Annotated in this window: 28 protein-coding genes and 1 tRNA gene; 10 read left to right on the forward strand and 19 right to left on the reverse strand. The window is 67.3% G+C overall.

Annotation, left to right across the window (positions count from 1 at the left end; all coding sequences use genetic code 11):
* Window positions 1-2: 2 nt before the first annotated feature.
* The 3 genes from JX001_RS15920 (at window position 3) to JX001_RS15930 (ending at window position 2,281) form a co-directional block, all read left to right on the forward strand.
* Window positions 3-512 (forward strand): ATPase, encoded by a 510-nt coding sequence (locus JX001_RS15920; protein WP_205681746.1) that lies wholly within the window; start codon window positions 3-5, stop codon window positions 510-512.
* Complete coding sequence (locus JX001_RS15925; RefSeq protein ID WP_157076466.1) at window positions 509-685, forward strand: hypothetical protein; 177 nt, start codon at window positions 509-511, stop codon at window positions 683-685. Before JX001_RS15920 ends, JX001_RS15925 begins: the two co-directional genes overlap by 4 nt.
* A gap of 537 nt (window positions 686-1,222) precedes the next feature.
* The gene (locus JX001_RS15930) at window positions 1,223-2,281 is read left to right on the forward strand and encodes a hypothetical protein (protein ID WP_205681747.1); all 1,059 of its coding nucleotides are present in this window, start codon (window positions 1,223-1,225) and stop codon (window positions 2,279-2,281) included.
* On the opposite strand, the gene JX001_RS15935 is transcribed toward JX001_RS15930, so the two are convergent.
* Both JX001_RS15935 and JX001_RS15940 read right to left on the reverse strand, forming a co-directional pair.
* A complete protein-coding gene (locus tag JX001_RS15935) occupies window positions 2,175-2,840 on the reverse strand; it encodes a DsbA family oxidoreductase (protein WP_205681748.1) in 666 nt (221 codons plus the stop codon). The two genes, JX001_RS15930 and JX001_RS15935, sit on opposite strands and share 107 nt — an antisense overlap.
* Before the next feature lie 66 nt (window positions 2,841-2,906).
* Window positions 2,907-3,764, reverse strand: a complete 858-nt coding sequence (locus tag JX001_RS15940) for a DUF1206 domain-containing protein (RefSeq protein WP_205681749.1) — start codon at window positions 3,762-3,764, stop codon at window positions 2,907-2,909.
* 135 nt (window positions 3,765-3,899) lie between these two features.
* On the opposite strand from JX001_RS15940, the gene JX001_RS15945 reads away from it, so the two are divergent.
* Window positions 3,900-4,082, forward strand: a complete 183-nt coding sequence (locus JX001_RS15945) for a hypothetical protein (RefSeq protein ID WP_205681750.1) — start codon at window positions 3,900-3,902, stop codon at window positions 4,080-4,082.
* Window positions 4,083-4,219: 137 nt separating this feature from the next.
* Complete coding sequence (locus JX001_RS15950; protein WP_205681751.1) at window positions 4,220-4,906, forward strand: Crp/Fnr family transcriptional regulator; 687 nt, start codon at window positions 4,220-4,222, stop codon at window positions 4,904-4,906.
* Here the strand turns inward: JX001_RS15950 and JX001_RS15955 are convergent.
* The 3 genes from JX001_RS15955 to JX001_RS15965 are packed head-to-tail and all read right to left on the reverse strand — an operon-like array spanning window position 4,903 to window position 7,372.
* The gene (locus tag JX001_RS15955) at window positions 4,903-6,360 is read right to left on the reverse strand and encodes a sensor histidine kinase (RefSeq protein WP_205681752.1); all 1,458 of its coding nucleotides are present in this window, start codon (window positions 6,358-6,360) and stop codon (window positions 4,903-4,905) included. The two genes, JX001_RS15950 and JX001_RS15955, sit on opposite strands and share 4 nt — an antisense overlap.
* Window positions 6,357-7,037 carry a response regulator transcription factor gene (locus tag JX001_RS15960; protein WP_017505887.1) on the reverse strand — a complete coding sequence of 227 codons (681 nt, stop codon included), beginning with the start codon at window positions 7,035-7,037 and terminating at the stop codon, window positions 6,357-6,359. The genes JX001_RS15955 and JX001_RS15960 overlap by 4 nt, the downstream gene beginning before the upstream one ends.
* The gene (locus JX001_RS15965; RefSeq protein ID WP_112862662.1) at window positions 7,037-7,372 is read right to left on the reverse strand and encodes a hypothetical protein; all 336 of its coding nucleotides are present in this window, start codon (window positions 7,370-7,372) and stop codon (window positions 7,037-7,039) included. The genes JX001_RS15960 and JX001_RS15965 overlap by 1 nt, the downstream gene beginning before the upstream one ends.
* A 228-nt stretch (window positions 7,373-7,600) precedes the next feature.
* Here JX001_RS15965 and JX001_RS15970 point away from each other — a divergent pair, with 228 nt between their 5' ends.
* Window positions 7,601-7,966 (forward strand): hypothetical protein, encoded by a 366-nt coding sequence (locus tag JX001_RS15970; RefSeq protein WP_017505890.1) that lies wholly within the window; start codon window positions 7,601-7,603, stop codon window positions 7,964-7,966.
* A gap of 102 nt (window positions 7,967-8,068) precedes the next feature.
* On the opposite strand, the gene JX001_RS15975 is transcribed toward JX001_RS15970, so the two are convergent.
* The 14 genes from JX001_RS15975 to JX001_RS16040 all read right to left on the reverse strand — a co-directional run bounded on the left by JX001_RS15975 (window position 8,069) and on the right by JX001_RS16040 (window position 18,621).
* A tRNA-Arg gene (locus JX001_RS15975) sits at window positions 8,069-8,145 on the reverse strand.
* Between the two features lie 193 nt (window positions 8,146-8,338).
* Window positions 8,339-8,818, reverse strand: a complete 480-nt coding sequence (locus JX001_RS15980) for a hypothetical protein (protein ID WP_241004690.1) — start codon at window positions 8,816-8,818, stop codon at window positions 8,339-8,341.
* On the reverse strand, window positions 8,815-9,405 hold the full coding sequence (locus tag JX001_RS15985) for a response regulator (protein WP_017505892.1): 591 nt from the start codon (window positions 9,403-9,405) through the stop codon (window positions 8,815-8,817). The genes JX001_RS15980 and JX001_RS15985 overlap by 4 nt, the downstream gene beginning before the upstream one ends.
* A 4-nt stretch (window positions 9,406-9,409) precedes the next feature.
* Window positions 9,410-9,754 (reverse strand): DUF8776 family protein, encoded by a 345-nt coding sequence (locus JX001_RS15990; RefSeq protein ID WP_205681753.1) that lies wholly within the window; start codon window positions 9,752-9,754, stop codon window positions 9,410-9,412.
* 2 nt (window positions 9,755-9,756) lie between these two features.
* On the reverse strand, window positions 9,757-10,299 hold the full coding sequence (locus JX001_RS15995) for a chemotaxis protein CheD (RefSeq protein WP_017505894.1): 543 nt from the start codon (window positions 10,297-10,299) through the stop codon (window positions 9,757-9,759).
* Complete coding sequence (locus tag JX001_RS16000) at window positions 10,296-10,685, reverse strand: response regulator (protein ID WP_039246211.1); 390 nt, start codon at window positions 10,683-10,685, stop codon at window positions 10,296-10,298. The genes JX001_RS15995 and JX001_RS16000 overlap by 4 nt, the downstream gene beginning before the upstream one ends.
* A gap of 15 nt (window positions 10,686-10,700) precedes the next feature.
* Window positions 10,701-11,738 (reverse strand): protein-glutamate methylesterase/protein-glutamine glutaminase, encoded by a 1,038-nt coding sequence (locus JX001_RS16005; RefSeq protein WP_205681754.1) that lies wholly within the window; start codon window positions 11,736-11,738, stop codon window positions 10,701-10,703.
* Window positions 11,735-12,595, reverse strand: coding sequence for a CheR family methyltransferase (locus JX001_RS16010; RefSeq protein WP_205681755.1), 861 nt, complete (start codon window positions 12,593-12,595; stop codon window positions 11,735-11,737). Before JX001_RS16010 ends, JX001_RS16005 begins: the two co-directional genes overlap by 4 nt.
* On the reverse strand, window positions 12,592-13,047 hold the full coding sequence (locus JX001_RS16015) for a chemotaxis protein CheW (RefSeq protein ID WP_205681756.1): 456 nt from the start codon (window positions 13,045-13,047) through the stop codon (window positions 12,592-12,594). The genes JX001_RS16010 and JX001_RS16015 overlap by 4 nt, the downstream gene beginning before the upstream one ends.
* Window positions 13,048-13,050: 3 nt before the next feature.
* Window positions 13,051-15,309 carry a chemotaxis protein CheA gene (locus JX001_RS16020; protein WP_205681757.1) on the reverse strand — a complete coding sequence of 753 codons (2,259 nt, stop codon included), beginning with the start codon at window positions 15,307-15,309 and terminating at the stop codon, window positions 13,051-13,053.
* Between the two features lie 29 nt (window positions 15,310-15,338).
* Window positions 15,339-15,704, reverse strand: coding sequence for a response regulator (locus JX001_RS16025; protein ID WP_017505900.1), 366 nt, complete (start codon window positions 15,702-15,704; stop codon window positions 15,339-15,341).
* Window positions 15,701-15,976 (reverse strand): STAS domain-containing protein, encoded by a 276-nt coding sequence (locus JX001_RS16030; protein ID WP_205681758.1) that lies wholly within the window; start codon window positions 15,974-15,976, stop codon window positions 15,701-15,703. The genes JX001_RS16025 and JX001_RS16030 overlap by 4 nt, the downstream gene beginning before the upstream one ends.
* Entirely contained in the window at window positions 15,976-17,898 is a 1,923-nt protein-coding gene (locus tag JX001_RS16035; RefSeq protein ID WP_205683227.1) for a methyl-accepting chemotaxis protein, read from the reverse strand. Before JX001_RS16035 ends, JX001_RS16030 begins: the two co-directional genes overlap by 1 nt.
* Window positions 17,899-17,943: 45 nt before the next feature.
* The gene (locus JX001_RS16040) at window positions 17,944-18,621 is read right to left on the reverse strand and encodes a TorF family putative porin (protein ID WP_205681759.1); all 678 of its coding nucleotides are present in this window, start codon (window positions 18,619-18,621) and stop codon (window positions 17,944-17,946) included.
* Between the two features lie 496 nt (window positions 18,622-19,117).
* Here JX001_RS16040 and JX001_RS16045 point away from each other — a divergent pair, with 496 nt between their 5' ends.
* From JX001_RS16045 to JX001_RS16060, 4 genes are read left to right on the forward strand one after another with little or no spacing between them, the layout of a single operon-like run.
* Window positions 19,118-20,368 (forward strand): sensor histidine kinase, encoded by a 1,251-nt coding sequence (locus tag JX001_RS16045; protein ID WP_241004691.1) that lies wholly within the window; start codon window positions 19,118-19,120, stop codon window positions 20,366-20,368.
* On the forward strand, window positions 20,365-20,976 hold the full coding sequence (locus JX001_RS16050) for a response regulator transcription factor (RefSeq protein WP_205681760.1): 612 nt from the start codon (window positions 20,365-20,367) through the stop codon (window positions 20,974-20,976). Before JX001_RS16045 ends, JX001_RS16050 begins: the two co-directional genes overlap by 4 nt.
* Before the next feature lie 34 nt (window positions 20,977-21,010).
* Window positions 21,011-23,500 carry a helicase-related protein gene (locus JX001_RS16055; protein WP_205681761.1) on the forward strand — a complete coding sequence of 830 codons (2,490 nt, stop codon included), beginning with the start codon at window positions 21,011-21,013 and terminating at the stop codon, window positions 23,498-23,500.
* Window positions 23,497-23,772 (forward strand): RNA-binding S4 domain-containing protein, encoded by a 276-nt coding sequence (locus tag JX001_RS16060; RefSeq protein ID WP_205681762.1) that lies wholly within the window; start codon window positions 23,497-23,499, stop codon window positions 23,770-23,772. The genes JX001_RS16055 and JX001_RS16060 overlap by 4 nt, the downstream gene beginning before the upstream one ends.
* Window positions 23,773-23,791 lie beyond the last annotated feature (19 nt).

Here is a 23,791-nt window from a genome sequence, read left to right on the forward strand (position 1 = left end):
AGTTGCCCACCCTCGTCCTCCTCGCCGGACCCAACGGCGCCGGTAAAACCACCTTCATCAACGGGTTTCTGCGGGAGCGGACAGAGGCGTTTCAGTTCGTCAATCCGGATGAAGTCGCGCGAGGCCTGACCGGGGACGGCCCGGCGCGTGATCTGGCGGCCGGGCGGCTGGTGCTGGAGCGGCTGGACGCGCTGACGCGCGCCGGGGCAGATGTGATCCTTGAAACCACTCTGGCGACGCGCTCGCACGCCGTGCGCATTCGCCATTGGCGGGCACTCGGCTATCGGGTGGAACTGGTCTATCTGCGCCTGCCTAGCGCCAACTATTCGGTTGCGCGCGTCGCGCGCCGGGTCGCGCGCGGGGGACATGGCATTCCCGAAGATACCCTGCGCCGCCGCTTTTTGCTCAGCGCCGAGTATCTCGAAACGACCTACAAGGCAGCCGTCGATGCCTGGAAAATCTACGCCAATGGCGACGACGGTCTCGATCTGCTAGATTGGGGACCGCGATGAACAAGATGCTGATTGACCACGAAACCGCGCTGAAGGCCGCGCGCCGCGCCGCCGAGATGGCGAAGCATGGCACGCGCGAGGAGCAGTCCGGCAAGTTCCTGCCGCCGCCCGGCTGGAAGGGACATCTGGTCACCGCCGCCGACGCCGCGCCTGCGCCGAAGAAGCGGGCCTAAGCTTTCCCTCTCCCGTTGGGAGAGGGCTTGAGCGTCCAGGAGCGAAGCGATTGGAAACGCGAAAGGGTGAGGGTCGGACCTCGCCCCAGACGCACGCCCCTCACCCTTTCGGCTTGCGACGCGCTTCGCTTGCCGAGCCTCAAGCCCTCTCCCAACGGGAGAGGGACGAGCGATCTTGCCACCTCCTTTCGTCATCCTCCGGCAAGCCGCGTCTTCGCGGCGCAGACCGGGGGACCCAGCGGCGCGCGCGAGCGCGACCCTGTCGCGGACTCCGTTTTCAACATCGCGCGGCGGACATCGCCTTCGGCGCCGCTGACTTCCGGGTCTTCCCCCCGCTTTCGCGAGGGTTCGCCCGGAGGATGACGAAAGGCAGGGAATGCACAGCTAGCCCCTCTACCTATGCACGACGTCCCTGCACCGGCCGTTGAAATCCCTCGTCTTTCGCGAAATCGACGCCCTCTACCCGATCACGCTTCGGGGCGGCCTTAGACTGGCGGCGCGTCCTGTGTCGGGCGCGGGCGACAGGCCGGGGATGGGATGGACGACGACCACAGCTATGACGACGGCGGGTTCGAGGGGCCGCGCGATCCGTTTTACGATGCGATGACCCAGCAGGCGCTGGATCAGATCCGCATCCTGCGCGAGGCGGGTCTGGAGCAGACGTATCGCGACGCCCTGCATCACGATTCCTCGCCCGAGGCCGAGGCGGCCTTCTGGCGCGCGCACGGCCTGCCGATGCATCTGTTGCGGCTGCCCGATCTGGTCACCTCGGACCCCGCCGCGCGCGCGGCCGACCGGGTGCAGAACCGGGGCTATCGCCGTCTGTCGAAAGAGGCGTGGGAGGCGGCGGGCACGGCCTATCTGGCCGGGTCCACGGCCGAGGAGGTCAGCGCCGTCTATGGCATGGCGGTCAGCACCTTTCGCGCCCGCGCCAGGGACGAAGGCTGGCGGCGCGAGGATCAGCCCGATCCGCTGCGCGAACCGATCGACCTGGAGGCCGAGACGGCCGACGGCCTGCCCGACTATGGGGCCATGGCGGCCCACGCCCTGATGCGGCTGAACCGGGCGCTTCAGGCCGGGCGCGCGCTGGAGGCTGCGCGCTGGGTGCGGCTGCACGCCGACCTGACCCGCATGTCGGCCGCCCCGCCCGCACCTTCGTCTCCGCCGCCGCCGAAGCCGCCGACGCCGCCCAAGGAACCCGACCTGGGCGAGCGCGCCGCCGCCGTCGCCGAACAGGTCGGCCTGATCGCCCGCGAAGCCTGCGCCCTCAAACGCGGCGATTACGCCGGCCGCGACGCCCTGATGGCCCGCCTCGAGGCGCTCGACGACCTGAGCCAGGCCCCGAGATTAGACGAATTAGACGAAATAGACGGTGTTTTTGCCGGGGCGGTGGCGAGTGGCGAGTGGCGAGCGAAGCGGCGCGCAACGCACGGCCTCTGGTTCACGCTAACCCCTCGTCACTCGTCACGCGCCACTCGCCACTCGGCTCTCACACCTCCGACGCGATCTTGCGCAGGGCCTCTTCGAACACCGAGGCCGGCTGGCCGCCCGAGATCAGATATTTGCCCTCGACCACCACGGCCGGGACGGAGGTGATGCCGCGTGCGCGCCACAGGTCCTCGGCCTGGCGCACGGCCTGGGCGTAGCGGCCCGAGGTCAGAACCTCGCCCGCCTCGGCCCGGTCCAGCCCGGCCTTTTCGGCGGCGGTGGTCAGGACCCCGGCGTCGGTCAGGTTGCGGTTCTCGGTGAAGTGGGCGGTGAACAGCGCCTGTTTCAGGGCCTTTTGCTTCTCCGGCGCCGTCTCATGCGCCCAGTGCAGCAGCCGGTGGGCGTCGAAGGTGTTCCAGATGCGGCTGTCGTCGGTCATGCGCATGTCGAAGCCCACCTCGCCCGCCCGCTCGCGGATCATGGCGCGGTTGGCGGCGGACTGCTCAGGGCTCGCGCCGTATTTGCGGCCGATGTGTTCGACGATGTTCTCGCCCTCGGGCGCGATCTGGGGGTTCAGCTCGAACGGCTGAAAGGCGATGTCGGCGGCGATCCCCTCGTCCTTCAGGGCGTCCAGGGCCGTGTCCAGCCCGCCCAGGCCCACGACGCACCAGGGGCAGACGACGTCGGAGACGAAGTCGATCTTCAGGGTCTTGAGCGGAGCGTTCATGGCGCGGCCTTCTGGAACAGCGTGTGTTGCATAAGGATATGGCGACGCTGCGCCGACCGGCAAGGGCTAACCCAGGCTCAAATCCCGGGGCGGACGAATGCGGCGCCAGCGCGCCTCCACGAAGGCGAAGGCGCCGAAGGCCATCAGCCCCGCCGCCGTCAGCCCCAGGATCCACGATCCGCCCGGCTGGGCCTCCAGCGCGTCCAGCGCCGCCGCCGTCGTCGTCACCTCGCCCGAGCGCGCATGCAGCCCCGCCAGAACCACGAACACCCCCAGCGGCAGATAGGCGAACCCGCGCGCCGCATAGCCCGCCCGCGCCAGCGCCGTCGCCGTGCCGCAGAAGGCCTTAGGGCAGGCCAGGGCGTCGTCGAAGTCGTCGCGGATCGCCCGGACGATGTTGCCGACGCCGACGCCCAGCACCACCAGCCCCGCCCCGATCAGCAGCACCTCGCCGAACGGCATCCCCAGCAGCATGGCCGCCTTCTCCTGGTTCTCGGCCACGCTCTCGGCCTGGGCCGCCGAGGCGTTCGTCGCCTCGCCGAACTCGTCCAGGTATTCGAACACCCCCGACGCCAGCATGCCGTAGAACAGTCCGCTGACCGCCTGGCCCGCCCGGGTCGTCCAGCCCTTAAGGTCCGTCCCTTCATGGTCTGCGTCGAACACCGCCTGCAACACCCGCCAGCCGACGAAGGCCCACAGGCCCAGTCCCAGCAGCACCAGCCAGACCTTGCCGAACGGCTGCTCGGCCAGCCAGCCCGCCGCTCCGCTGGTCCCCACCGCATCGCCGATCCGGTCCGTCGCCGCCAGCAGGGTCAGCGCGCCGGCCGACAGGTAAACGAAGCCCCGCGCCCCATAGCCGACCCGCGCCGCCCATTCGATCAGGGTCGCCAGCGGCGGCAGGCGAACGGACTTGGCAGCGTTCATGAGGCGTCTCTGGGCGGCGTCAGGACGCCCTCAACGCTGTGACGACGACAAAGGCTCCGCTTCACCCTGTGTCGACATCCGACAGACGCCCGCAGGCGTATGCCGCTAAGGTTCGCGTCCTTGGGAGGCGTTCAGTTGAACATCTACGAGTTTCACTTTTTCGACGAGGCGGATCGCCGCCCCCTTCTCGACTTCTTCGACGGGGCCGACGACGCATCGGCGTTGGAGGCGGCGAGGACGCAGCTCTCGCATCATGCCTCCTGCGCGGGAGTGGAGGTGCTGGAGGCAGGTCGTCTGGTCGGGCGCGTCACCCGCTGAGCGTCCACCCCGCTCTGCTCGCTGGCGTACACAATACGGTAAACACACGACTTTTCCCCAGCAAGCCGCGTGACATATAGCAACGCTGTGTCGAGTTTCGACAGACGCCGCGCTCAGATCGCCTTATGCGCGCACTCATGAACCGCCTTTCGCCTGGCAACCGATTGATCCAAGGGCTGAACCCCGACGATCGCGACGCTCTCCTCGCCATCGCCACTCCGGTGGAATTCGCGCCCGGCCATGTGTTCAGCGAACCTGACGACGCCATCGAACACCTGCATTTCATCGACAGCGGCTTCTGCTCCTCGGTCGCGGTGCTGGAGGACGGCCGCACCGTGGAGACTGTCATGATCGGGCGAGAAGGCGTGCTGGGCGTCGTCGCCTCGGTCGTGCCGCACCATGCCCACACCCGCAGCGTGGCCCAGGTCGCCGGGACGGCGCGCCGGGTGGACGCCGCCAAGTTCCGCGCCCTGTCGGCTCAACGGCCGGGAGTTCGCGACGCCGTCGCCGAATACATGGCCCGACTTCAGGGCGAGTTGGAGCAGTCGGCCGCCTGCAACGCCCTGCACCACGCCGGGCAGCGGTTCGCCAAATGGCTGCTGCGCTGCCACGACCGGGTGGAGGGCGACACGCTGAACCTGACGCAGGAGTATCTGGCCTCCATGCTGGGCTCGCAGCGGACCACGGTGAACGAGGCGGCGCAGGGGCTTCAGAAGGCGGGGGCCATCGCCTATTCGCGCGGCCGGATCACCGTGCTGGATCGCGCCGCCTTGGAACGGGCGGCCTGCGAATGCTACCGCCGGGGCGGAGACCGGCAGCCCTAGTCGACCTGGGCAGCCGGCAGTTCGAGCACCGCCTTCAGCCCGCCCATGTCGCTGTCCGACAGCATCAGCCGCCCGCCATAGGCGCGCGTCAGGTCGTCCACGATCGACAGGCCCAGGCCCGAGCCCGGCGCGCTCTCGTCCAGCCGCGCGCCGCGCTGCATGACCGTGTCGCGCTGATCCGCAGGCAGCCCCGCCCCGTCGTCCTCGACCACCAGGATCATCTGGCCCAGGCCGCTGCCGCCCGCCGAGACGCGCACCCGGCGCCGGGAGAACTTGGCGGCGTTCTCGATCAGATTGCCCAGGATTTCCTGCAAATCCTGACGCTCGCCCAGGAAGGACAGGCTGTCGGGCGCGCGCCAGTCGATCTCGACGTTCTTGTCGCGGAACACCTGTTCGATCATCACCGCCAGCTCGTCCAGCACCTCGGCGACGGGCGTCGTCTCGCCCAGACCGTGGGCGGCGCGGGCGGCGGCGCGGGCGCGGCGCAGGTGGTGATCGACCTGCCCCTGCATGATCCTGGTCTGGCGCCGCACCAGTTCGGGCAGAGCGCCCTCGCTCGTCCCCGCCTCGGCCAGCATGACGGAGATCGGCGTCTTCAACGCATGGGCCAGGTTGCCGACGTGGGTGCGCTGGCGATCCACGACCTCCTGATTGTGATCCAGCAGGCGATTCACCTGCTCGGCCAAAGGCTGGATTTCCTGAGGGTATGAGCGGCCGATCCGCGCCGACCTGCCCTTGCGCACATCCGCGATCTCGTCGCGCAGGTCGAACAGGGGGCGTAGGCCGATCCGCACCTGGATGAAGACCGCCGATACGAGTCCGAGCCCCAAAATCAAAAAGGCGATCCACGTCACGCGCGCGAACTGGCGCGTATCGGCATCGACGTCGGAGCGATCCAGCGCGGCGATGAAGATGACCGGATGTTCGTGCCGGGGGATGGACTTCATGCTGGCGGCGACGCGCAACGGCTCGCGCGTCTCGGCGTCGTCCTTGGGGCCGGTGGTGTTGAAGGTGATGACGTCGCCGAAGGCCGCATCCAGGCGCGCGGGCAGGTCGGCGGGCAGGGCGAGGTCATAGCTCCACAGCGAGTTGGAGCGGGCGAGATTGACCAGCCGGCCGTCGGGGCGAACCTCCATGATCTGCCAGTATTTGCCCGACAGCAGGCGCAGAGTTCGGGCGTCCTGAATCTGCGGAATCGCTTCGCCCTGCGGCGTGCGACTGGCGCCGACCACGATCTCGTCGATCGTCTCGTTCAGCATGGCGCCCAGACGCCGCAGGGCGGATTCCTGGAAAGCCTGGGTCAGCACCAGCGCTGAAATGACCAGGGCGACCACGATCCAGGCCGAGGCCAGCCAAATCAGCCGGCGGGTCAGGGAGCGACCGGGGCGACCGAACCAGCGGCCCCAGTCGTGGAGCCCGCCGGCTTTAGGTTTCGACGTCGTCGCCTCGGTCACGCCGGGTCGGATTCGCCCGCCAGCGGCGTCAGCCGATAGCCGAGGCCGCGCACAGTCTCGATCCGGTCCGATCCGACCTTCTTGCGCACCCGGCCGATGAAGACCTCGATGGTGTTGGAATCACGGTCGAAGTCCTGATCGTAGAGGTGTTCGACCAGCTCGGTGCGGCTGATGACCCGGCCCTGATGCATCATCATGTAGTGAAGCAGCCGGTATTCCAGCGAGGTCAGGCGCAGGGGCTCGCCATTGACGCTGGCCCGCGCCGCGCGAGGATCAAGCCGCAAGCCGCCGCACGACAGGGTCGCAGAGGCGATGCCCGCCGACCGGCGCAGCAGCGCCCGCAGACGAGCAAGCAGTTCCTCGGTATGAAAAGGCTTGGTCAGATAGTCATCGGCGCCGGCGTCGAAGCCCGCCACCTTGTCCGACCAGGCGCCGCGCGCCGTCAGGATCAGGACCGGCGTCGTCTTGCCCTCGCGCCGCCAGCGCTCCAGCACCGACACGCCGTCGATCTTGGGCAGGCCCAGGTCCAGGACGATGACGTCATAGGGTTCGTTCTCGCCCAGATAATGGGCTTCCTCGCCATCGGGCGCGTGGTCCACGGCATAGCCCGCGTCGCCCAGCGCCGCCTTAAGCTGACGCGACAGATCCGCGTCGTCCTCGACCAGAAGCACGCGCATCAGTTCGGCCTGCGACGTTGATTGTTGTTGTCGGGACGCGCCTGTCCGGTCTGGCCGTCGACCACGACCTCGCGCACGCGTCCGTCGCGTTCGACCAGGACGGAATAGTTTCCGTCGCGGCGCGGTTGGGTGTCGATGGGGCGACCGCCGCCTGCCTCGCCGCCCCGACGACGAGCCTCGTCGGGACTGACGCGCGGACCACGGTCCTGCGAGCGCGGATCCTGATCGCGCGACTGGGCCTGCGCCGACGTCGTCATGACGGGCGCAAAAGCCAGACCCAGAGCCAGTGCCAGGGCCGGAGGGGCGATCAGGAGAGGGGCGGGTTTGCGAAACATGGCGACCGATCTAGTCCCGATCATCTGAACGGGCGCTGAATACGTCGTATAGTTTAAAGCGAACGCTGCTCCAAACCGGAGACCAAATCAGAAGACGGCGGTGTGACGTCTTTTTCATCCAGATGAACCGAACCTGATCGATTCTGTTCAGAACCAGCTCAGTCGCCGGGTGCTCAAATCGCCTCATCGCTGGTCACCCCGACCGGCAGAACATTTGAGGAGATCGCCATGCGCAAGCTCATCGTCCCCGCCATCGCCCTGGCCGCCGCCTCGGTCGCCGCGCCGTCCTTCGCCCAATCCTATCACCACCGCCCGGCCCCGCCCCATCACGCCAGCTATGGCTCGTGGCAGTCGATCAATGCCCGCCAGGCCAACCTGGACCGCCGCATCGACCAGGGCTACCGCAATGGCCAACTAAGCCGCCGCGAGGCCATCCGCCTGCGCAGCGAGTTCGACAGCCTGCTGCGCCTGGAAGCCAACTATCGCCGCGGCGGCCTGACCGCCTGGGAACGCCAGGACCTTGACCGTCGCTTCGACCGCCTGTCGGCCCAGATCCGCTACGAGCGCCGCGATCACGACAACCGTCGCGGCTGAGCCTTAAGTAAAAAGATGAGAGGCGCGGTCGAAAGGCCGCGCCTTTCTTCTGTTCCAGCCTCAGTTGTCTACCGTCGGACCGATGACATCACACGGCGAAGATGGCGACCCCGGCAGGACTCCAACCTGCGACCTCGGCTTTAGGAAAGCCTTGCTCTATGCAGCTGAGCTACGGGGCCACGCACGACGCCGTAGCGGGTCGGGGCCGTTGGGGGAAGTCGGGGCGGCGAAAAAGTCGGCGGGCTAGTCGGGCGCTTGTGGTTAAGGGGTCTTAACCTACCAGATATCGCGGTGAACAAAGAACGAAACGGGCGATGTCAGCGATTCGGTCCTGATTCGTTTCGCCCTTGTTCCGCGAGAACGGAACGACCGTTAACCGACGGGCGGGACGTGGGCGATCAGGGCGCGCAGGCCCTCCAGAAGGCGGTCGGAATCGGCACTGGCCTGACCCTGGGCGGCGAGCGTCAGGCGAAGCGCGCGGACGTGGACTTCGACCGACGGCCAAGACCATGCGCCGGCGTCCTGCATCCGGTCGGCGATCTCGCAGAGGCTGAAGGCGGCCTCGAAGAAGGTCGGCACATCCAGATAGCCGGCCATGTCGACCATGGCCGAGGCCAAGGCGTAGATCTGGACCGGAGCATCGTCGGAACGCGTAGCGCATAGGGCCGCGATGGCGTCGACGTTGGCCGCCAATAGGGCGAAGACGTTGTCGCGCTGTTCGTCCAGCGCCTGGTTGGCGCGAGACTCAGCCTCGACGATCAGACGACCGCCCGGACGCGCCATCTGGCGCTGGAGCGAGGTGTGGACACGGCGGATCTTGGCCGGCTTGGGCGCGGCGGCGGACCCGGTCACAGGCTGACCTTCATCGGCTTCAACAGCATGTCGATCTCGTCCTGATCCATGTTTTCCTCCACCGCCTCGCCCAGGTCGCCGGACAGATCGCTTTCGCGACGACCATCGGTGCCGGGCGGCGGGCCGTAGTTGTGTACCCGGCGGTCGGGGCCGATGTAGTGTTCGGTCTCGACGAAATCCCGGTCCTCGCCGCCCAGCCAGATGATCCGCTTAAGCAGCAGCGAAGGCGACAGAGGCTTGGCGACGATGAAGCTGGCCCCGCAGTCGCGGCCCTGGTGAACCTTAGCCTGGGAGGCGTGACCCAGGATCATGATGACGGGCACATAGCGGGTCGGCGCAGGCGCGTCGCGCCGCAGCCAGCGGACGAAGTCATAACCGTCCATGTCCGGCATGATGCAGTCGATCAGGATCAGATCGACCGACCGTCGCGCCAGCAGTTCGACCGCCGCCTGGGCCGAGGTGCATTTGATCTGCTCCTTGCAACCGAAGCCCTGAACGATGGAGGCCAGCATATCCAGCGACGTGGGCTGGTCGTCGATCAGAAGGACCGTTGTGTGCGCCAGGTTGACCCGATCGCTCTTGGCCATGGCGTCAGAACAGCATCAGGTCGCCGGCGTCGGCGATCGCTGCCTGCCGCTGCTCGCCGGCGGCGGGACGGAGGCGGCCGGCCATGTCGGCCAGCGACAACCGGCTGACGGCCTCGGACGGGCTGGCGCCGCCGCCCAGCATGCGCAGGACGCCGGACAGAGCCTCGAGACGTTGGGTCAGGGCATCCAGGGCCTGGGCCTGGGTCAGGGCGTTCGGACGTTCCTCCGGCGGGGCGCGGCGGACCAGATCGCTGACCAGGGCCTCGATCCCGTCGATGCCTTCGCGCACCAGCATCAGCTCATCAGCGACGGCGGCCAACAGATCGGCGTGTTCGGGAGGGGCGCTCATGCTCAGAACAGTTCCAGGGCGCCGGTGTCGACCGGCGCCATGACGGGAACGGGCTTGGGCGCGACGACGTCGGTCACGGCGCGTTGCAAGGCCCGGCCGGTGACGGGCCAGTAGTGCAGGCGCCGGCCGCCGTCACCGCGCAGGCTGCCGCCCACCACGGGGATGCCTTCGTCGCGCAGGAATTTCTCGGCGAAGTCAGCGTTGCTGCGCCCGACGTCGCGCAGGCTGTCGAACATGCGGCCGCCGCCGAACAGCTTGGCCTCCAGCCGGTCGCGCCGGGCGCCGGCCTTGAGCATGTCGTTGATCAGCAGTTCCATCGCATAGGCGCCATAGCGACGCCCAGCGTCCGTCCCCGCGCCCGAGCCTTCGGGCAGCAGGAAGTGGTTCATCCCGCCGACGCCGGCCAGCGGATCGCGCACGCACATGGCGACGCAGGACCCAAGGATGGTGCTGAGGACGACGTTGGGATCGGACGTGATGTGGTGCTCGCCCTGACCGACGTGAACGCGTTTTTCGGTTGTGTCCTTCAGCGCCGCGAACGTCATGTCAGTGGACCGAAGACGGCTTCCAGCTTGCCCTTCAGCTGGGCCACGGTGAAAGGCTTGACCAGATAGTTGTTGACGCCGAACTGCACCGCGCGCTGGACCAGTTCGCGGTCGGCGCGGCCCGTCAGCATGATGAATGCGGTCTTGGAGGTGGGGGGATGTGCGCGCACGGCGCGCAGCAGGCCCAGACCGTCCAGGTTCGGCATATTGTAGTCGGAGATGATCAGGTGCGCGGGCTTGGATACGATCTCGCGCAGGGCGATTTCGCCGTCGGCGGCCTCGCGGATTTCGCGCACGCCGAGCTGTTGCAGGCTGGTGCGGACCAGCGAGCGCATCGTCATCTGATCATCGACGACCAGGCAGTGAAGTGAGGCGGCGGCGGGCATAGGTTACGCTCCCGGTTAGGCGACTGACCGCGCGGCCGGATCGGCGCACAGTTCGAGAATGGCGGGGGAGAGGCGGTGCAGCGGCAACTGCCGCTCCACGGCGCCGATTTCATGCGCGGCCTTGGGCATGCCGTAGACGACGCAAGTCGCCTCGTCCTGCCCCAGGGTGCGGCCGCCGGCCGAGCGCATGGCCAGCAGGCCCTTGGCGCCGTCACGGCCCATGCCGGTCAGGATGACGCCGGTCATCGGACGCTTCAGCCGAGCGACGGAGTCGAACATCACATCGACCGACGGACGGTGCCCGTTGACCGGATCGCTGGCGACCAGTCGGCAACGGGGCGTCAGGCCGGCGGTCACCTCCAGATGGGTCGCGCCGCCGGGGGCCAGATAGATATGCCCCGGCTTCAGCGGGGCGCCGTCCACGGCCTCGCTCACGCTCGGGGCGCAGACGCGGTCCAGACGCGCGGCGAAGCTGGCGGTGAAGGTCGCGGGCATGTGCTGGGTGATCACGGTCGCGGGGCAGTCGAGCGGGAAGCCGCTGAGCACGGTCAGCAGGGCCTCGACCCCGCCGGTGGACGACCCTATGGCGAGGATATGGTTGGGATCGGCGTGATAGGTCTGCGGGGCCGCCGCGCCGGCCGGCGTATCGCCGCGGGCGCGGACGCGCGAGCGGGCGGCGGTCTTCACCTTGCCGATCAGGTCGTGGAAGGCGTCGACGCTGGCGACGGCCGGCTTAGCCACAGCATCCACGGCGCCGATTTCCAGCGCGGCCAAGGTCACGTCGGTTCCCGCCGCCGTCAGGGTCGAGACCATGACCACCGGCATCGGCCGCAGCCGCATGATCTTTTCCAGGAACTCCAGCCCGTTCATATTAGGCATTTCGACGTCCAGAGTGATGACGTCGGGGTTCAGGGCCTTGATCGCGGCGCGCGCGTCGATGGGATCGGCGGCGGTGCCGACGACCTCGATCTCAGGGTCGGACTTCAGGGCGGCCGAGATCAGCCCACGCATGGTCAGGCTGTCGTCGACGACGAGGACGCGCACGGGGCTCATGCGCCACCCAAACGGTAGGTGGTCAGGCCGGCGGTCTGCAGTTGGCTGGTCGCCGGGCCGGAGACGCGTTCGGAGTGACCGATGTAGAGTGTCGCGCCGGGATTCATCAGCGGAGTGAACCGCTTCCACACCCGTTCCTGGGTCGCGTCATCGAAATAGATGACGACGTTGCGGCAGAAGATGACGTCGAACTTGCCCTTCATCGGCCAGTCGCCGATCAGGTTCAGTTCCTTGAAGCTGACCAGGCGCTTCAGCTGCGGACCGGCGACCCACTGGCCGCGATCGGCGCGGTCGAAATATTTGCGCCACAGGGTGACGGGCGCGGGCTCCAGCGCTTCTTCCGAGTAAACGCCGTCATGGCCTTGGGCCACCATGTTGGGGTCGATGTCGGTGGCCAGGATGCGCACGTCGAGCTCGGCCGCCTCGGGCAGGGCCTGGAGCACGGTCAGGGCCATCGAATAGGGCTCCTGCCCGTTCGAGCAGGCCGCCGACCACAGGCGGACCCGGCCGCCGGCGCGGGCGCGCCCCGCCAGTTCGGGCATGACCCGGTCGCGCAGGTCGTCGAAATGGTGCGGTTCGCGATAGAATCGGGTGACGTTGGTGGTCAGGGCCGCTGTCATCTTCTGGCGTTCGTCGACGCCGTCCACGCCCTCGACCAGGGCGCAGTAGTCGCGGAAGCTGGTCAGGCCCAAGGTGCGCAGGCGCTTGGCCAGGCGCGAATAGACGAGCGCGGCCTTGCCCTCGTTCAGGGCGATGCCGGCGTGGGCGTGCAGCATCTGGGCGATGTGGCGGAAATCCTCGGCGGTGAAGACGAACTCGCCCTCGACGATCGATCCCCGGCCGGCGGCGGCGTTCATGCGGCTTCAGCCTCGACTTGCGGCAGGATGTGGTCCAGTTCGATCAGGCTGATCATGCGCCCGTCGATGGAGAAGATGCCCTTGACGAAGGTCTTGACCTGATCGCTGGCGACGTCGGGCGTCGGCTGCACCGAGGCGTCGCTCATCTGCAGGATGTCGGACACCGCATCGACCAGCAGGCCGACCATGCGGCCGCCGATATGGGCGACCATGATGACGTGACGCGCCGTCGGTTCCGAGGTCGTCAGACCGAAGCGCGCGCCCAGGTCGATGATCGGCAGAACCGTGCCGCGCAGGTTGATGACGCCCTTCATGTATCCCGGCGAACGGGGCAGAGGGGTCGCCGGCGTCCAGCCGCGGATTTCGCGCACCGACATGATGTCGACGCAGAATTCCTGACTGCCGATGCGGAAGGCGATCAATTCACGCTGGAGATCTTTGGCTTCGGTCATGGTTCAGCTCGCGAGCTTGAAATCGGGACGGACGGATTTGCGGCGCATGTCGGTGACCAGCACGTCGACATCCAGGATCAGGGCCACGCGCCCGTCGCCCAGGATGGTGGCGGCGGCGACGCCCTCGACCTGCTGGTAGTTGGTTTCCAGGCTCTTGATGACCACCTGGCGCTGGCCCTGGATGGCATCGAACAGCAGGGCCGCCTGCTGGCCGCCTTCGGTCTCGACGACCACGGCAACGCCTTCGGTCGGGTTCATCGGCTGTTCGCGGAAGCCCATGATCAGGGCCACGTCGATCAGCGGCAGGAAGCGATCGCGGAAGCGGATGACGGGATCCACGCCGCCGACGAAATGCAGGTCGACAGCTTGCGGGGTCAGGCTCTCGACGATGGCCGGCAGCGGCGCGATCAGCGTCTGTTCAGCGGCGGTGACGACCATGCCGTCCAGCACCGCCAGCGTCAGCGGCAGGCTGAGGGTGAAGGTCGAGCCCTTGCCCGGCACCGAGCTGATGGAGATGCGGCCGCCCAAGGCCTGGATCGACCGTTTGACCACATCCATACCCACGCCCCGGCCCGAGATGTCGGACACGACGGCGGCGGTGGAGAAGCCCGGCGCGAAGATCAGATTGTCGATCTGTTCGTCGGTCAGGGGGGCGTCGGCGGCGATCAGCCCCTTGTCGACGGCGATCTTCTTGACGCGTTCGCGGTTGATGCCGCGGCCGTCGTCGGAGATTTCGATGACGATCCGACCCGAGCGGTGCAGGGCCGCGAGACGCACCGTGCCCTCGGCCGGCTTGCCAGCGGCGACGCGCTCTTCGGGCGTTTCCAGCCCGTGGTCGATGGCATTGCGCAGCATGTGGGTGATGGGCTCGGCCAGGCGTTCGACCACGGTCTTGTCGACCTCGGTATCCTCCCCGGCCGTGACCAGACGGACCTGTTTGGAGACCATGTCGGCGACTTCGCGGACCAGACGCGGCATGCGCTGGAACACCGATTTCACCGGCTGGGCGCGGATAGCCATGACGCTGTCCTGGATCTCGCGGGTCAGCAGTTCCAGGTCTTCCATCCCGAGCGCGATGCCGGAGGACCGGGCCAGGCCGCTTTCCAAAACACGCTGCGACAGCATGGCCTGCTGGATGACCAGTTCGCCGACGACGTTGATCAGGCGATCCACGCGATCCAGATCGACGCGGATCGTCACCGGCGCGGGCGCGACGGGGGCGACAGGGGCGGAAGTCGTCGCCGCAGCGACGGGGGCGGCGACTGGCGGAGCGACGGGCGGGACCGGCGCAGGCTCTGGCTTGACCGCGGCCAAGGGGATGGCTTCAGGCTGAGGCTGGGGCGCAGGCTCGGCGGCCGCGCCGCTCGCCTTGGCCAGCAGGGCGGCGATGTCCAGCTCGTCGCCGGCGGGCAGGACGGCGGCCGGCTCGTCCTCAAACGCACCGATGTCGGATGCGCCAGCTGCGCCGTTCCCCAGGGGCGTGATGGTCAGTTCGCAGTCGCTTTCGACGAAATCGAAGACCTCGCGCACGGCCGCCTCATCGACGGCGGCGGCCAGATCGACCGTCCAGGTCAGGCAACCGTCCTCGACCGACAGGGCGTCCAGCGTCGGCGTCGCGCTGTCGTCCACGACGACCGTGACCGGGCCGAGGCGGCCCAGTTCGCGCAGGAGCAGGCTGGTCTCGTTGGCGTTAACGTACATCCGGCCCATGGGCTTGAACACGACGCGCCAGCCGGTCGACGCCGTGTCGGCGCCCAAGTCGCCGCCCAGATCCTCGATGGGCAGGGGCGCGGCGTCGTCCAGCGCCATGTCGAAGGCCATGGGGGTGAAGCCGAAGTCGTCTTCGTCTTCTTCGACCTCAACCGGCGCCTCGCCGCCGTGGGTCAGGACCTGCATTTCGGCGACCAGGGCGGCGGACCGCGCCTCGTCCACCGGTGGGATCAGACCCTGGGCCGCCTGAATGTGATCGGCCAGCACGTCGGAGGCGCGCAGCAGGGTCTTGATGGTGATCGCGTCGCACGGCTTACGCCCCGCGCGCAGTTCGTCCATCAGGGTCTCGAAGACGTGGGCGAACCGGACTAGAGCCTCCAGGCCGAAGGCCCCTGCCCCGCCCTTGACTGAATGGACGGCGCGGAAGACGGCGTTGATCGTCTCCAGATCGGTCTGCCCCTGTTCAAGCAGCATCAGCTTGGCTTCCAGGTCGGCGAGCAGTTCGTCGCACTCCTGGAAGAAGGTGGCTTTGATGGCTTCGAAGGCGTCCATTGGTTCGGGGTCCGGCGGGCTTTAAGCGATCAGGCGGCGACGCGGCGGACAGCGTCCACCAGCTTGACGGGGTCGAACGGCTTGACGATCCAGCCGGTAGCGCCGGCGGCGCGGGCGCGCGCCTTTTTCTCGACGTCGCTCTCGGTCGTCAGCACCAGCACCGGGGTGGTGCGGTGGTTCGGGTTGGCGCGCACGCCCTCGATGACGCCGAAACCGTCCATGCGGGGCATGTTGATGTCAGTAATGATGACGTCGGCGCCCTTGGCGTCCAGCGTCTCCAGCCCGTCCACGCCGTCGACGGCCTGGATCACGGTATAGCCCGCATCTTCCAGCGCCATCAGCAGCATGTCGCGCATGGTGCGCGAATCGTCGATCGTCAGAACGGTCTTGGTCATGCCAACGCTCCCTCGGTGTTGAAGTCCGGCGCGCCGTAGGCGGCCCATTGTTCTGTCCAGTATTGGGACACAGACCCTAAACTTAGGTTGACGCCGTCTGCCGCCCACGTCTTTCGCGCCGACAGCAGAATCTGCAGGCACAGACCGCCCAGACGCTGGACGGCGGAGGCGTCCAGAACCACCGGGTGGCCGCGCAGGGCCAGCAGATCCGCCTTCAACGGCTCGGCTGCATTCAGGTCCAGAACGTCGGACAGGATCACGGTTTCAGTCATCAGAACTCCTCCCAGCCGTCCTCGACGGCGGTGGCTTGAGGCTTGGGTGCGGCGCCGCCGCGGCCGATGGTCTTCAGGGCGGCGACCATGTGGCTCGACGGCTTGGCGACGGGCGCGGGGGTGCGAACCGGCGCGGGCGAGGCGGCGCGCGACGGCGAAGACCCGACACGGAACTGGGCGACCGAGGCTTGCAGGCTTTCCGCCTCCTGGGCCAGCGAGTGGCTGGCGGCGGTCGACTGCTCGACCATGGCCGCGTTCTGCTGAGTGACCTGGTCCATCTGGTTCACGGCGGTGTTCACTTGGGCCAGGCCGACGGCCTGTTCCTGGGCCGAGGCGGCGATCTCGGTGACCAGGCTGTCGATTTCGGCGACGCGGTCCACGATCCGTTGCAGGGCCTCGCCGGTCTCTCCGACCAGTTTCACGCCTGCGCCGACTTGGCCGGTCGAGGCCGAGATCAGGGTCTTGATCTCCTTGGCGGCTTCGGCCGAACGCTGGGCCAGGGCGCGGACTTCGGAGGCGACCACCGCGAAGCCACGACCGGCCTCGCCGGCGCGCGCGGCCTCGACGCCGGCGTTCAAAGCCAGAAGGTTGGTCTGGAAGGCGATCTCGTCGATCACGCCGATGATCTGGTTGATCTGGGTGGACGAGCCCTCGATGGCGGTCATGGCCTGGACGGCGTCACGCACGATCACGCCGCTCTTTTCGGCGTCGCCGCGCGCGGCCTGGACCACGTCTGAAGCCTGGCGGGCGCCCGAGGCGGTCTTGTTCACCGTGGCGGTGATTTCATCCAGGGCGGCGGCGGTTTCCTCCAGCGAGGCGGCCTGCTGTTCGGTGCGGCGCGACAGGTCGTCGGCGGCCTGCGAAATCTCGCCGGCGCCCGAGCGGATGCCCGAGACGTTGTTGACGACCACCGAAACGGCCTGCTGCAGCTGGGAGATGGCGGCGTTGAAATCGGTCTTCAGCTGAGCCGATTTCGCATTGAACTCGATGTCGATGCGGTGGGTCAGGTCGCCGTTCGACATGGCCGACAGACCTTGGCCCAGGGCCGCGATGGCACGGGCGTCCTCGGCGGCTTCGCGCGCCTTGTCCGCTTCGCGTTCGGCGCGTTCCTGCTCGCTCATGGAGCGATGGGCCGTGGCTTCCTGTTCGACGCGAACCTTCTCGATCGCCGCGTCGCGGAAGGCCAGGATCGCCTGCCCCATCTTTCCGAACTCATCCTTGCGCTCGGCGCTGGCGACCTTGATGTCGGTGTCGCCGGCCATCAGCTTCTGCATATAGCCGATCATCGTGAAGACCGGCCGCACGATGGATCGGGTTGCGACAAAGCCGGCCATCAAAGCGATCACCAAGGCCGAGATCAGGCCGACAATCGTAGCGATCAGCGCGGTGCGGCTGGCGGCGTTCTGAGCGTCGGTTGCGGCGTCGCGCGCCACATCGTTGGCGGCCTTGATCGCATCGACCGCCTCCTCGACCGGGGCGACGTAGTTGTCGGCGCTTCCGTTGCGACCGACCATCTGCACGGCCTGTGCGCCGCGACCGTCGCGGACCATCGCCGAACCGGCTTCAACGACGTTCTTGTACCAGACCGCATTGCCCGCGACGGCCTTGTCGATCAGGGCGGCGCGATCGCCCGAGACTTCGCCCCGCAGTTCATCCATCGCCGCCAGAAACTTGGCGCGGTGCGCGTCGACACGTTCGAGATAGTAGGGATCCTGAGACAGGAGATAGCCGCGCATCGCGTTCTCCTGGCGGGCCATATAGAATTCCGCTCTCGCCGTGGAGCGGTCGGCCTGGTTTTCCACCGTGCGCACTTCACCAGCGGCCTCAAGCTGCAACAGGCTGGCGATGATGATGGCGCCCATGACGGCGATCGCCGCCAAAACGAGGCCAAAGGCCGCGAACAGCTTGCGGCCGACGGGCATATTCTCGATCAACTTCAACTCAGCATCCCCCGATGGATCGGTTACTCAGAACGAATAGGTGGCGGCGGCGACAAGGCGGCCCTCGTAGGGCTCGCCGACACTGTGGCGGTCGGTGTCGTACCAGCGCAGATCGACGGCCAAGGCCTCGGTCAGCTTGTGTTTGGCGCCGATGTTCCAGGCATTGTAGTCGACCCCGCCGTCGGCCATCCGATTGGCGACGGCGGCCGAAATCTTCGTCTTGGCGGCGACGGCGACCGTGCCTTGAAGCTCCAGCCACCAGGCCTCTTTCGTCGCCGCGAAGCCGTCGGGCGAATAGTTGACGCGCAGGCGCGTCGCCACGGGGCCCAGCTTGCGTGAAGCGTCCGCCTGATATTCCCAGTAGTTGTTATCGACGCCGGCGCGCGACCCTGGCAGGTCGCGGTTCATGACCCCAAGATCGAAGGAAAAGCCGCCTGCTTTGGGTCGCCAACCGACCATGCTGACGATTTCCATGTCGTAGCCTTGAGCGCCGGCGGCGTCCGAGACGAAGACGCTGGCGTAGCCTTCGCCGAAGCCGGCTTCCGCCTTGGCGAAAGGCGCAACGTCCTGGTTGCTCTTGCCCAGCCCTTTGCCGACATACTGGCTGGCGACGCCGACATCGACGCCAAGGGTTTGCGCCTGAGACGTGACCGGCGCCGCGAGGCCTACTGCCGCGACGACATAAATGGCTGACGAACGAAACATGGCGACCCCTGAAGCTTCTGCATTCTGAGGCTCAAGGATGAGGCGATGATTAATATCAAATCTGAACCAAGCGCTATGTAGGATTGCGTATCCGTTCCGACGCTTATGGCGCAGTCCGACCGCGCTTCACGCGACACCGACGACGACGGATCGGACATTTTTTTTGGAATACGTAGGTTCACGTAGGTCCAAAAGCCCTGTACAAAAGTTGTCAGAAACGTGTCGAAGTTCGTTGGATCGGGTACAACACGTCCATGCTCATGAGCTCACGTCACCTCGCATTGATTTCGCCTGCGGTCACCTAGCCACGCCGATGACCCTTCGATCAAAGACAGGGTGGAACGGGGTCTTGATCGCATGTTCAACAGTGCTTATTGCGACGCTTATTCGTAGCGTTCTCGAACGGTTTGGAAATTTCTATTACCTTCCGCTTGTTCCGGCGGTGATGGCGACGGCATTACTGGCTGGAAGACTGGCCGTGGCGCTTGCGATACTGTTGGCCATAGGAACTAATCTATGGCTGGTGCAACGTGAGGACGGGCTGGACGCCGCAACAAATGCAGCCCTGTTCGCCGTCATCGCCTGGGTCATCGCAGAAGTCTGTCGTCGGTTGATCGACTCGCTGGAACAAGCCCGCGCCCTGACGCGTGATTTGGCGGTGCGCGAGATGCTGCTCGACACCATCGTGGCCTCCACCCCGATCGTGACTCTGGACCGCGAGGGACGGACGCGTCGGGTGACCCCTGCAGCCGCTAATCTGTTGCGCGTGGATCGTCTGGCGGCGATCGCCCAGCCATTCGGGTCGCTGCTGCCGGGGTTTGACGAAACGGCCCTGACAAAGGCCCGTCAAGGCGGCGAGGTTCTCGCACCATCGTCCGGCCCGTGGACGAGCGGGCCGTCGCCCCTGCCCGGCCCGCCCCTGACGCTTCACGCCAACGTCCTGCCCGACGACATCTCGCCAGAGCACATCATCCTGACGCTGGGCGATGACAGCGAGGCCGAAAGAATCCGGCGCAGCGAAAGAGATCTGATCGCCAGGCTGAGCAAAGTCTGGCGTCTGAACTCGATGGGGGAGATGGCCGCGACACTGGCCCACGAACTGAACCAGCCGCTGAGCGCCGCCGCCGTCTATCTGCATGCCAGCCAGGTTGAGCTGGCAGGTCTGGGACCCGCAGCGGACGGGCCGACCAAGACCATCGAGTTGGCAAAGGCGCAGTTGCTGCGTGCGGGAGACATCATCCGTCGCATGCGGGAACACGTCGCCACGGGGGCTCGGTCCGTCACAGAGGAACGCGCGTCGCTGATCGTCCTGGATCTTGCGCCGGTCTTCGCCCTGATCGGACAGGATACCGACACCCCTATCGATCTGGACATGGAAGAGACCGACGATCGGGTGCTGGCCGACCGCATCCAGATTCAGCAGGCGCTGGCCAATCTGGTGCGCAACGCGGTGGACGCGGTCATCGGACGTGAAGACGCGCGTGTCACCCTGACGGGACGCTCGCACGGATCGGATGGCTATGAAATCGCGGTTTCGGACAACGGCGACGGCATACCCGCAGAGCAGATGGACGACATCTTCCATCCGATGACCACCACCAAGCCAGGCGGCATGGGCCTGGGTCTATCCGTGACGCGCTCGATTGTCGAAAGTCACGGCGCCGCTCTGGTCGTCAGGCGCAATCCTCAAGGCGGAGCGACATTCTCGTTCCGTCTGCCTCGCCTCACGGAGCCCGACCTCCCATGAGCTCACATTCCGTCTTCATCATCGACGACGACCCCTTCATGCGAGACGCTCTGGTGTTGATGCTGCGGGGGGCGGGTTTCCGGGCGCGCAGTTTCGTCAGCGCCGACGACTTCCTGGTCAATCTGCCTGCAGACAAGAGCGCCTGCGTCATCACCGATGTGAGGATGCCGGGGCTTCAGGGTTCTGAACTCGTTGGGCGTCTCAAAAGCCTGCGCGGCGACACTTGGCCGGTGATCGTCATCACGGGCCACGGCGAGGTGGCGCTTGCGGTTCATCTGATGAAGGCGGGCGTCGTCGATTTCGTCGAAAAGCCGTTCGATCCACAGCGGATACTGGACGCCGTCTCCAGCTGCCTGGCCTCCCTGACCAGTCTGGAGGCCGAACGCATCGCGCGCGACGACGCCAAGGCCCGCCTGGACACCCTGACCCCGCGCGAGCGGCAAGTATTCGACGCCCTGATCGACGGCTGTTCGAACAAGGAGATCGCGCAAAGGCTGGAGATCAGCCCGCGCACGGTGGAGATCTTTCGCGCCAAGGTGATGACGAAAATGCAGGCCGCGAACCTGTCCACCCTGGTCCGGATCGGAATGCGCGCCGGCGACGCTTGAGCCGGACGAGATTCGTCGCCACCTTAGTCGCGACATGAGCGACCGGTCCGCAGGCCTCGCCCCGTCCCGCGTGACTGCGGTCCTGGGGCCCACCAACACCGGCAAGACCCATCTGGCGGTCGAGCGGATGCTGGGTCACGCCTCGGGCATGATCGGCCTGCCGCTGCGTCTGCTGGCGCGCGAGATCTATGAGCGGATCGTCAAACAGCGCGGCGCGGCGGCCGTCGCCCTGATCACCGGCGAGGAAAAGATCGTCCCGCCGCGCCCGCACTATTTCGTCTGCACGGTCGAGGCCATGCCGCTGGAGCGGTCGGTCGAGTTTCTGGCCATCGACGAAATCCAGTTGGTCGTCGACCCCGAACGTGGCCACGTCTTCACCCAGCGGCTGCTGCACGCGCGCGGCCGGTTCGAGACCATGTTCCTGGGCGCCGGCACCATGGAGCCGCTGATCCGCCGCCTGGTCCCGGACGTGGAGATCGTGACGCGCGACCGACTGTCCACCCTGTCCTACGCGGGCTCCAAGAAGCTGACCCGCCTGCCCCGCCGCAGCGCCATCGTCGCCTTCTCGACCGACCGCGTCTACGCCATCGCCGAACTGATCCGACGTCAGCGCGGCGGCGCGGCCGTGGTGATGGGCAGTCTGTCCCCCCGCACCCGCAACGCCCAAGTGGCCCTGTATCAGTCGGGCGAGGTCGATTTCCTGGTCGCCACCGACGCCATCGGCATGGGGCTGAACATGGATGTGGACCATGTCGCCTTTGCGGGCTTGAGGAAGTTCGACGGGCGGCGCACCCGCTGGCTTTACGCGCACGAGATCGGCCAGATCGCCGGACGGGCCGGCCGGCATCTGCGCGACGGCACCTTCGGCGTCACGGCCGAGGCCGAGGATCTTGACCCCGATCTGGTCGAACAGGTGGTCGAGCATCGGTCCGATCCGATCGAGGCGGCGGAGTGGCGGAACGCCCGGCTGGATTTCGACACCCTGCCCGATCTGCTTCGCTCGCTGACGGTGACGCCCCAACGATCGGGACTGAGCCTGACGGCGGAGGCTCTGGATGAGACCCTGCTGCGTCGCCTGATCAAGGACGAGGAGATCGCGCGCGTCGGGCGCTCGCGCGGGGCGGTCATGCGTCTGTGGGAGGCGTGCCAGCTGCCCGACTTCCAGAAGACGACGCTGGATGAACACGCCCGGCTGGCCAAGGACGTCTTTCACGCCCTGACCGGCAAGCGCGGCCGGCTGACCGACGACTGGATGGCGCCGCGCTTCGCCTTCGTGGATCGTGACGACGGTCAGATCGATCAGCTGTCGGCGCGGCTGTCGGCGGTGCGCACCCTGTCCTACATCGCCAACCGGCCGGACTGGGTCCACGACGCGCAAGGCTGGCGCGACAAGACCCGCGCGCTGGAGGACCGGCTGTCCGACGTGCTGCACGAGCGGCTGACCGCCCGGTTCGTGGATCGCCGCACCACCGCCCTGATGCGAGCGTTGAACGTGCGCGAAGACACGTTTGCAGGCGTCGCCGAAGACGGCGAGGTCACGGTCGAGGGACAGGTCGTCGGCCAGCTGGAGGGCGTGCGGTTCCAGATGGAGAAGGGTTCGTCGGCCCTGGAAGACCGCACCCTGCGTCAGGCGGCCGTGCGTGCGGTGACGCCCGAGATCAACCGACGGCTGGGATGTCTGGCGGCCGAGACAGATGACGGGTTTTCGGTCACGCCGGACGGGGCGGTGCTGTGGCGCGGCGTGCTGACGGCGCAGATCAACGCGACGCCGCAGGGGGTCGATCCGTTCACGCCCTCCGTGCGCCTGCTGGGCGACTTGGGACCGACGCCCGCCCGCGAGCGCGCCCAGCGCCGGATCGAGGCGTGGCTGGCGGCGGAAGCAGGCCGTGCGCTGCGCGATCTGCGACGGCTGCGTCAGGCGGTGGAGTCGGGGACATTGAAGGGCCTTCCGCGCGGCATCGCCTTTCGCCTGATCGAGGCCGGCGGCGTGATCGACCGGCGCGAGGTCGAACGCGATCTGGCCGCGCTCAGTCAGGTCGAGCGCCGCACGCTGCGCAGTTTCGCCATCCGCATCGGCGTGCATTCGGTGTGGCTGCCCGGCCTTCAGAAGCCGCGCGCGCGCCATTTCGCCCAGGCCTTCGTCGCCGCGCCGCTGATCCCGGCGACGCCCGATCTGATCCCCGCCCCGGTGGAGCCGCCGTCGGCGCGGCTGTTGTCCGCACACGGATTGCGATTGGCGGGACGGTGGCTGGCGCCGGTCGAGACGCTGGAGAAGATGGCCGAGCTGCGGGCCGCCAATCACGGCCGGCTGTCCGACGAGGCTCTGACCGATCTGGGCTGGCGCGCCGATCAGGCCAAACAGATCATCGCCGCCCTGAAGGTCGAACGCGCCCGCCTGCCCGACAAGCCGGGCGCAGCGCCGAAGATCGTCAAGGACTCGCCCTTCGCCGCCCTTGCCGCCCTGACGGAGGCTCCCCCGGCGCGACCCAAGCGTCGTCGCCCGCGTCGAAAGGCGAAGGCTTGAACGAGAACGCCTGTCGCATCGACATCTGGCTGTGGCGCGCGCGGTTCGTAAAGACGCGCGGCCTGGCGGCCGATCTGGTGGAGCGGGGGGCGGTGCGGCTGACGCATCAGGGGCGCGAGACGCGGCTCGACAAGCCCAGCCGATGCGTTCACGTCGGCGACTTACTGACCTTCGCCCAGAACGGACACGTCACCAGCCTGAAGGTCGAGGGGCTTGGCGAAAGGCGCGGGCCTGCCGAAGAGGCCCGCGCCCTGTATTCGCTTACGGTATAAATTGCCTCAAGTAGCGCGA

Source organism: Brevundimonas fontaquae (genome assembly GCF_017086445.1).
GTDB lineage: Bacteria > Pseudomonadota > Alphaproteobacteria > Caulobacterales > Caulobacteraceae > Brevundimonas > Brevundimonas fontaquae.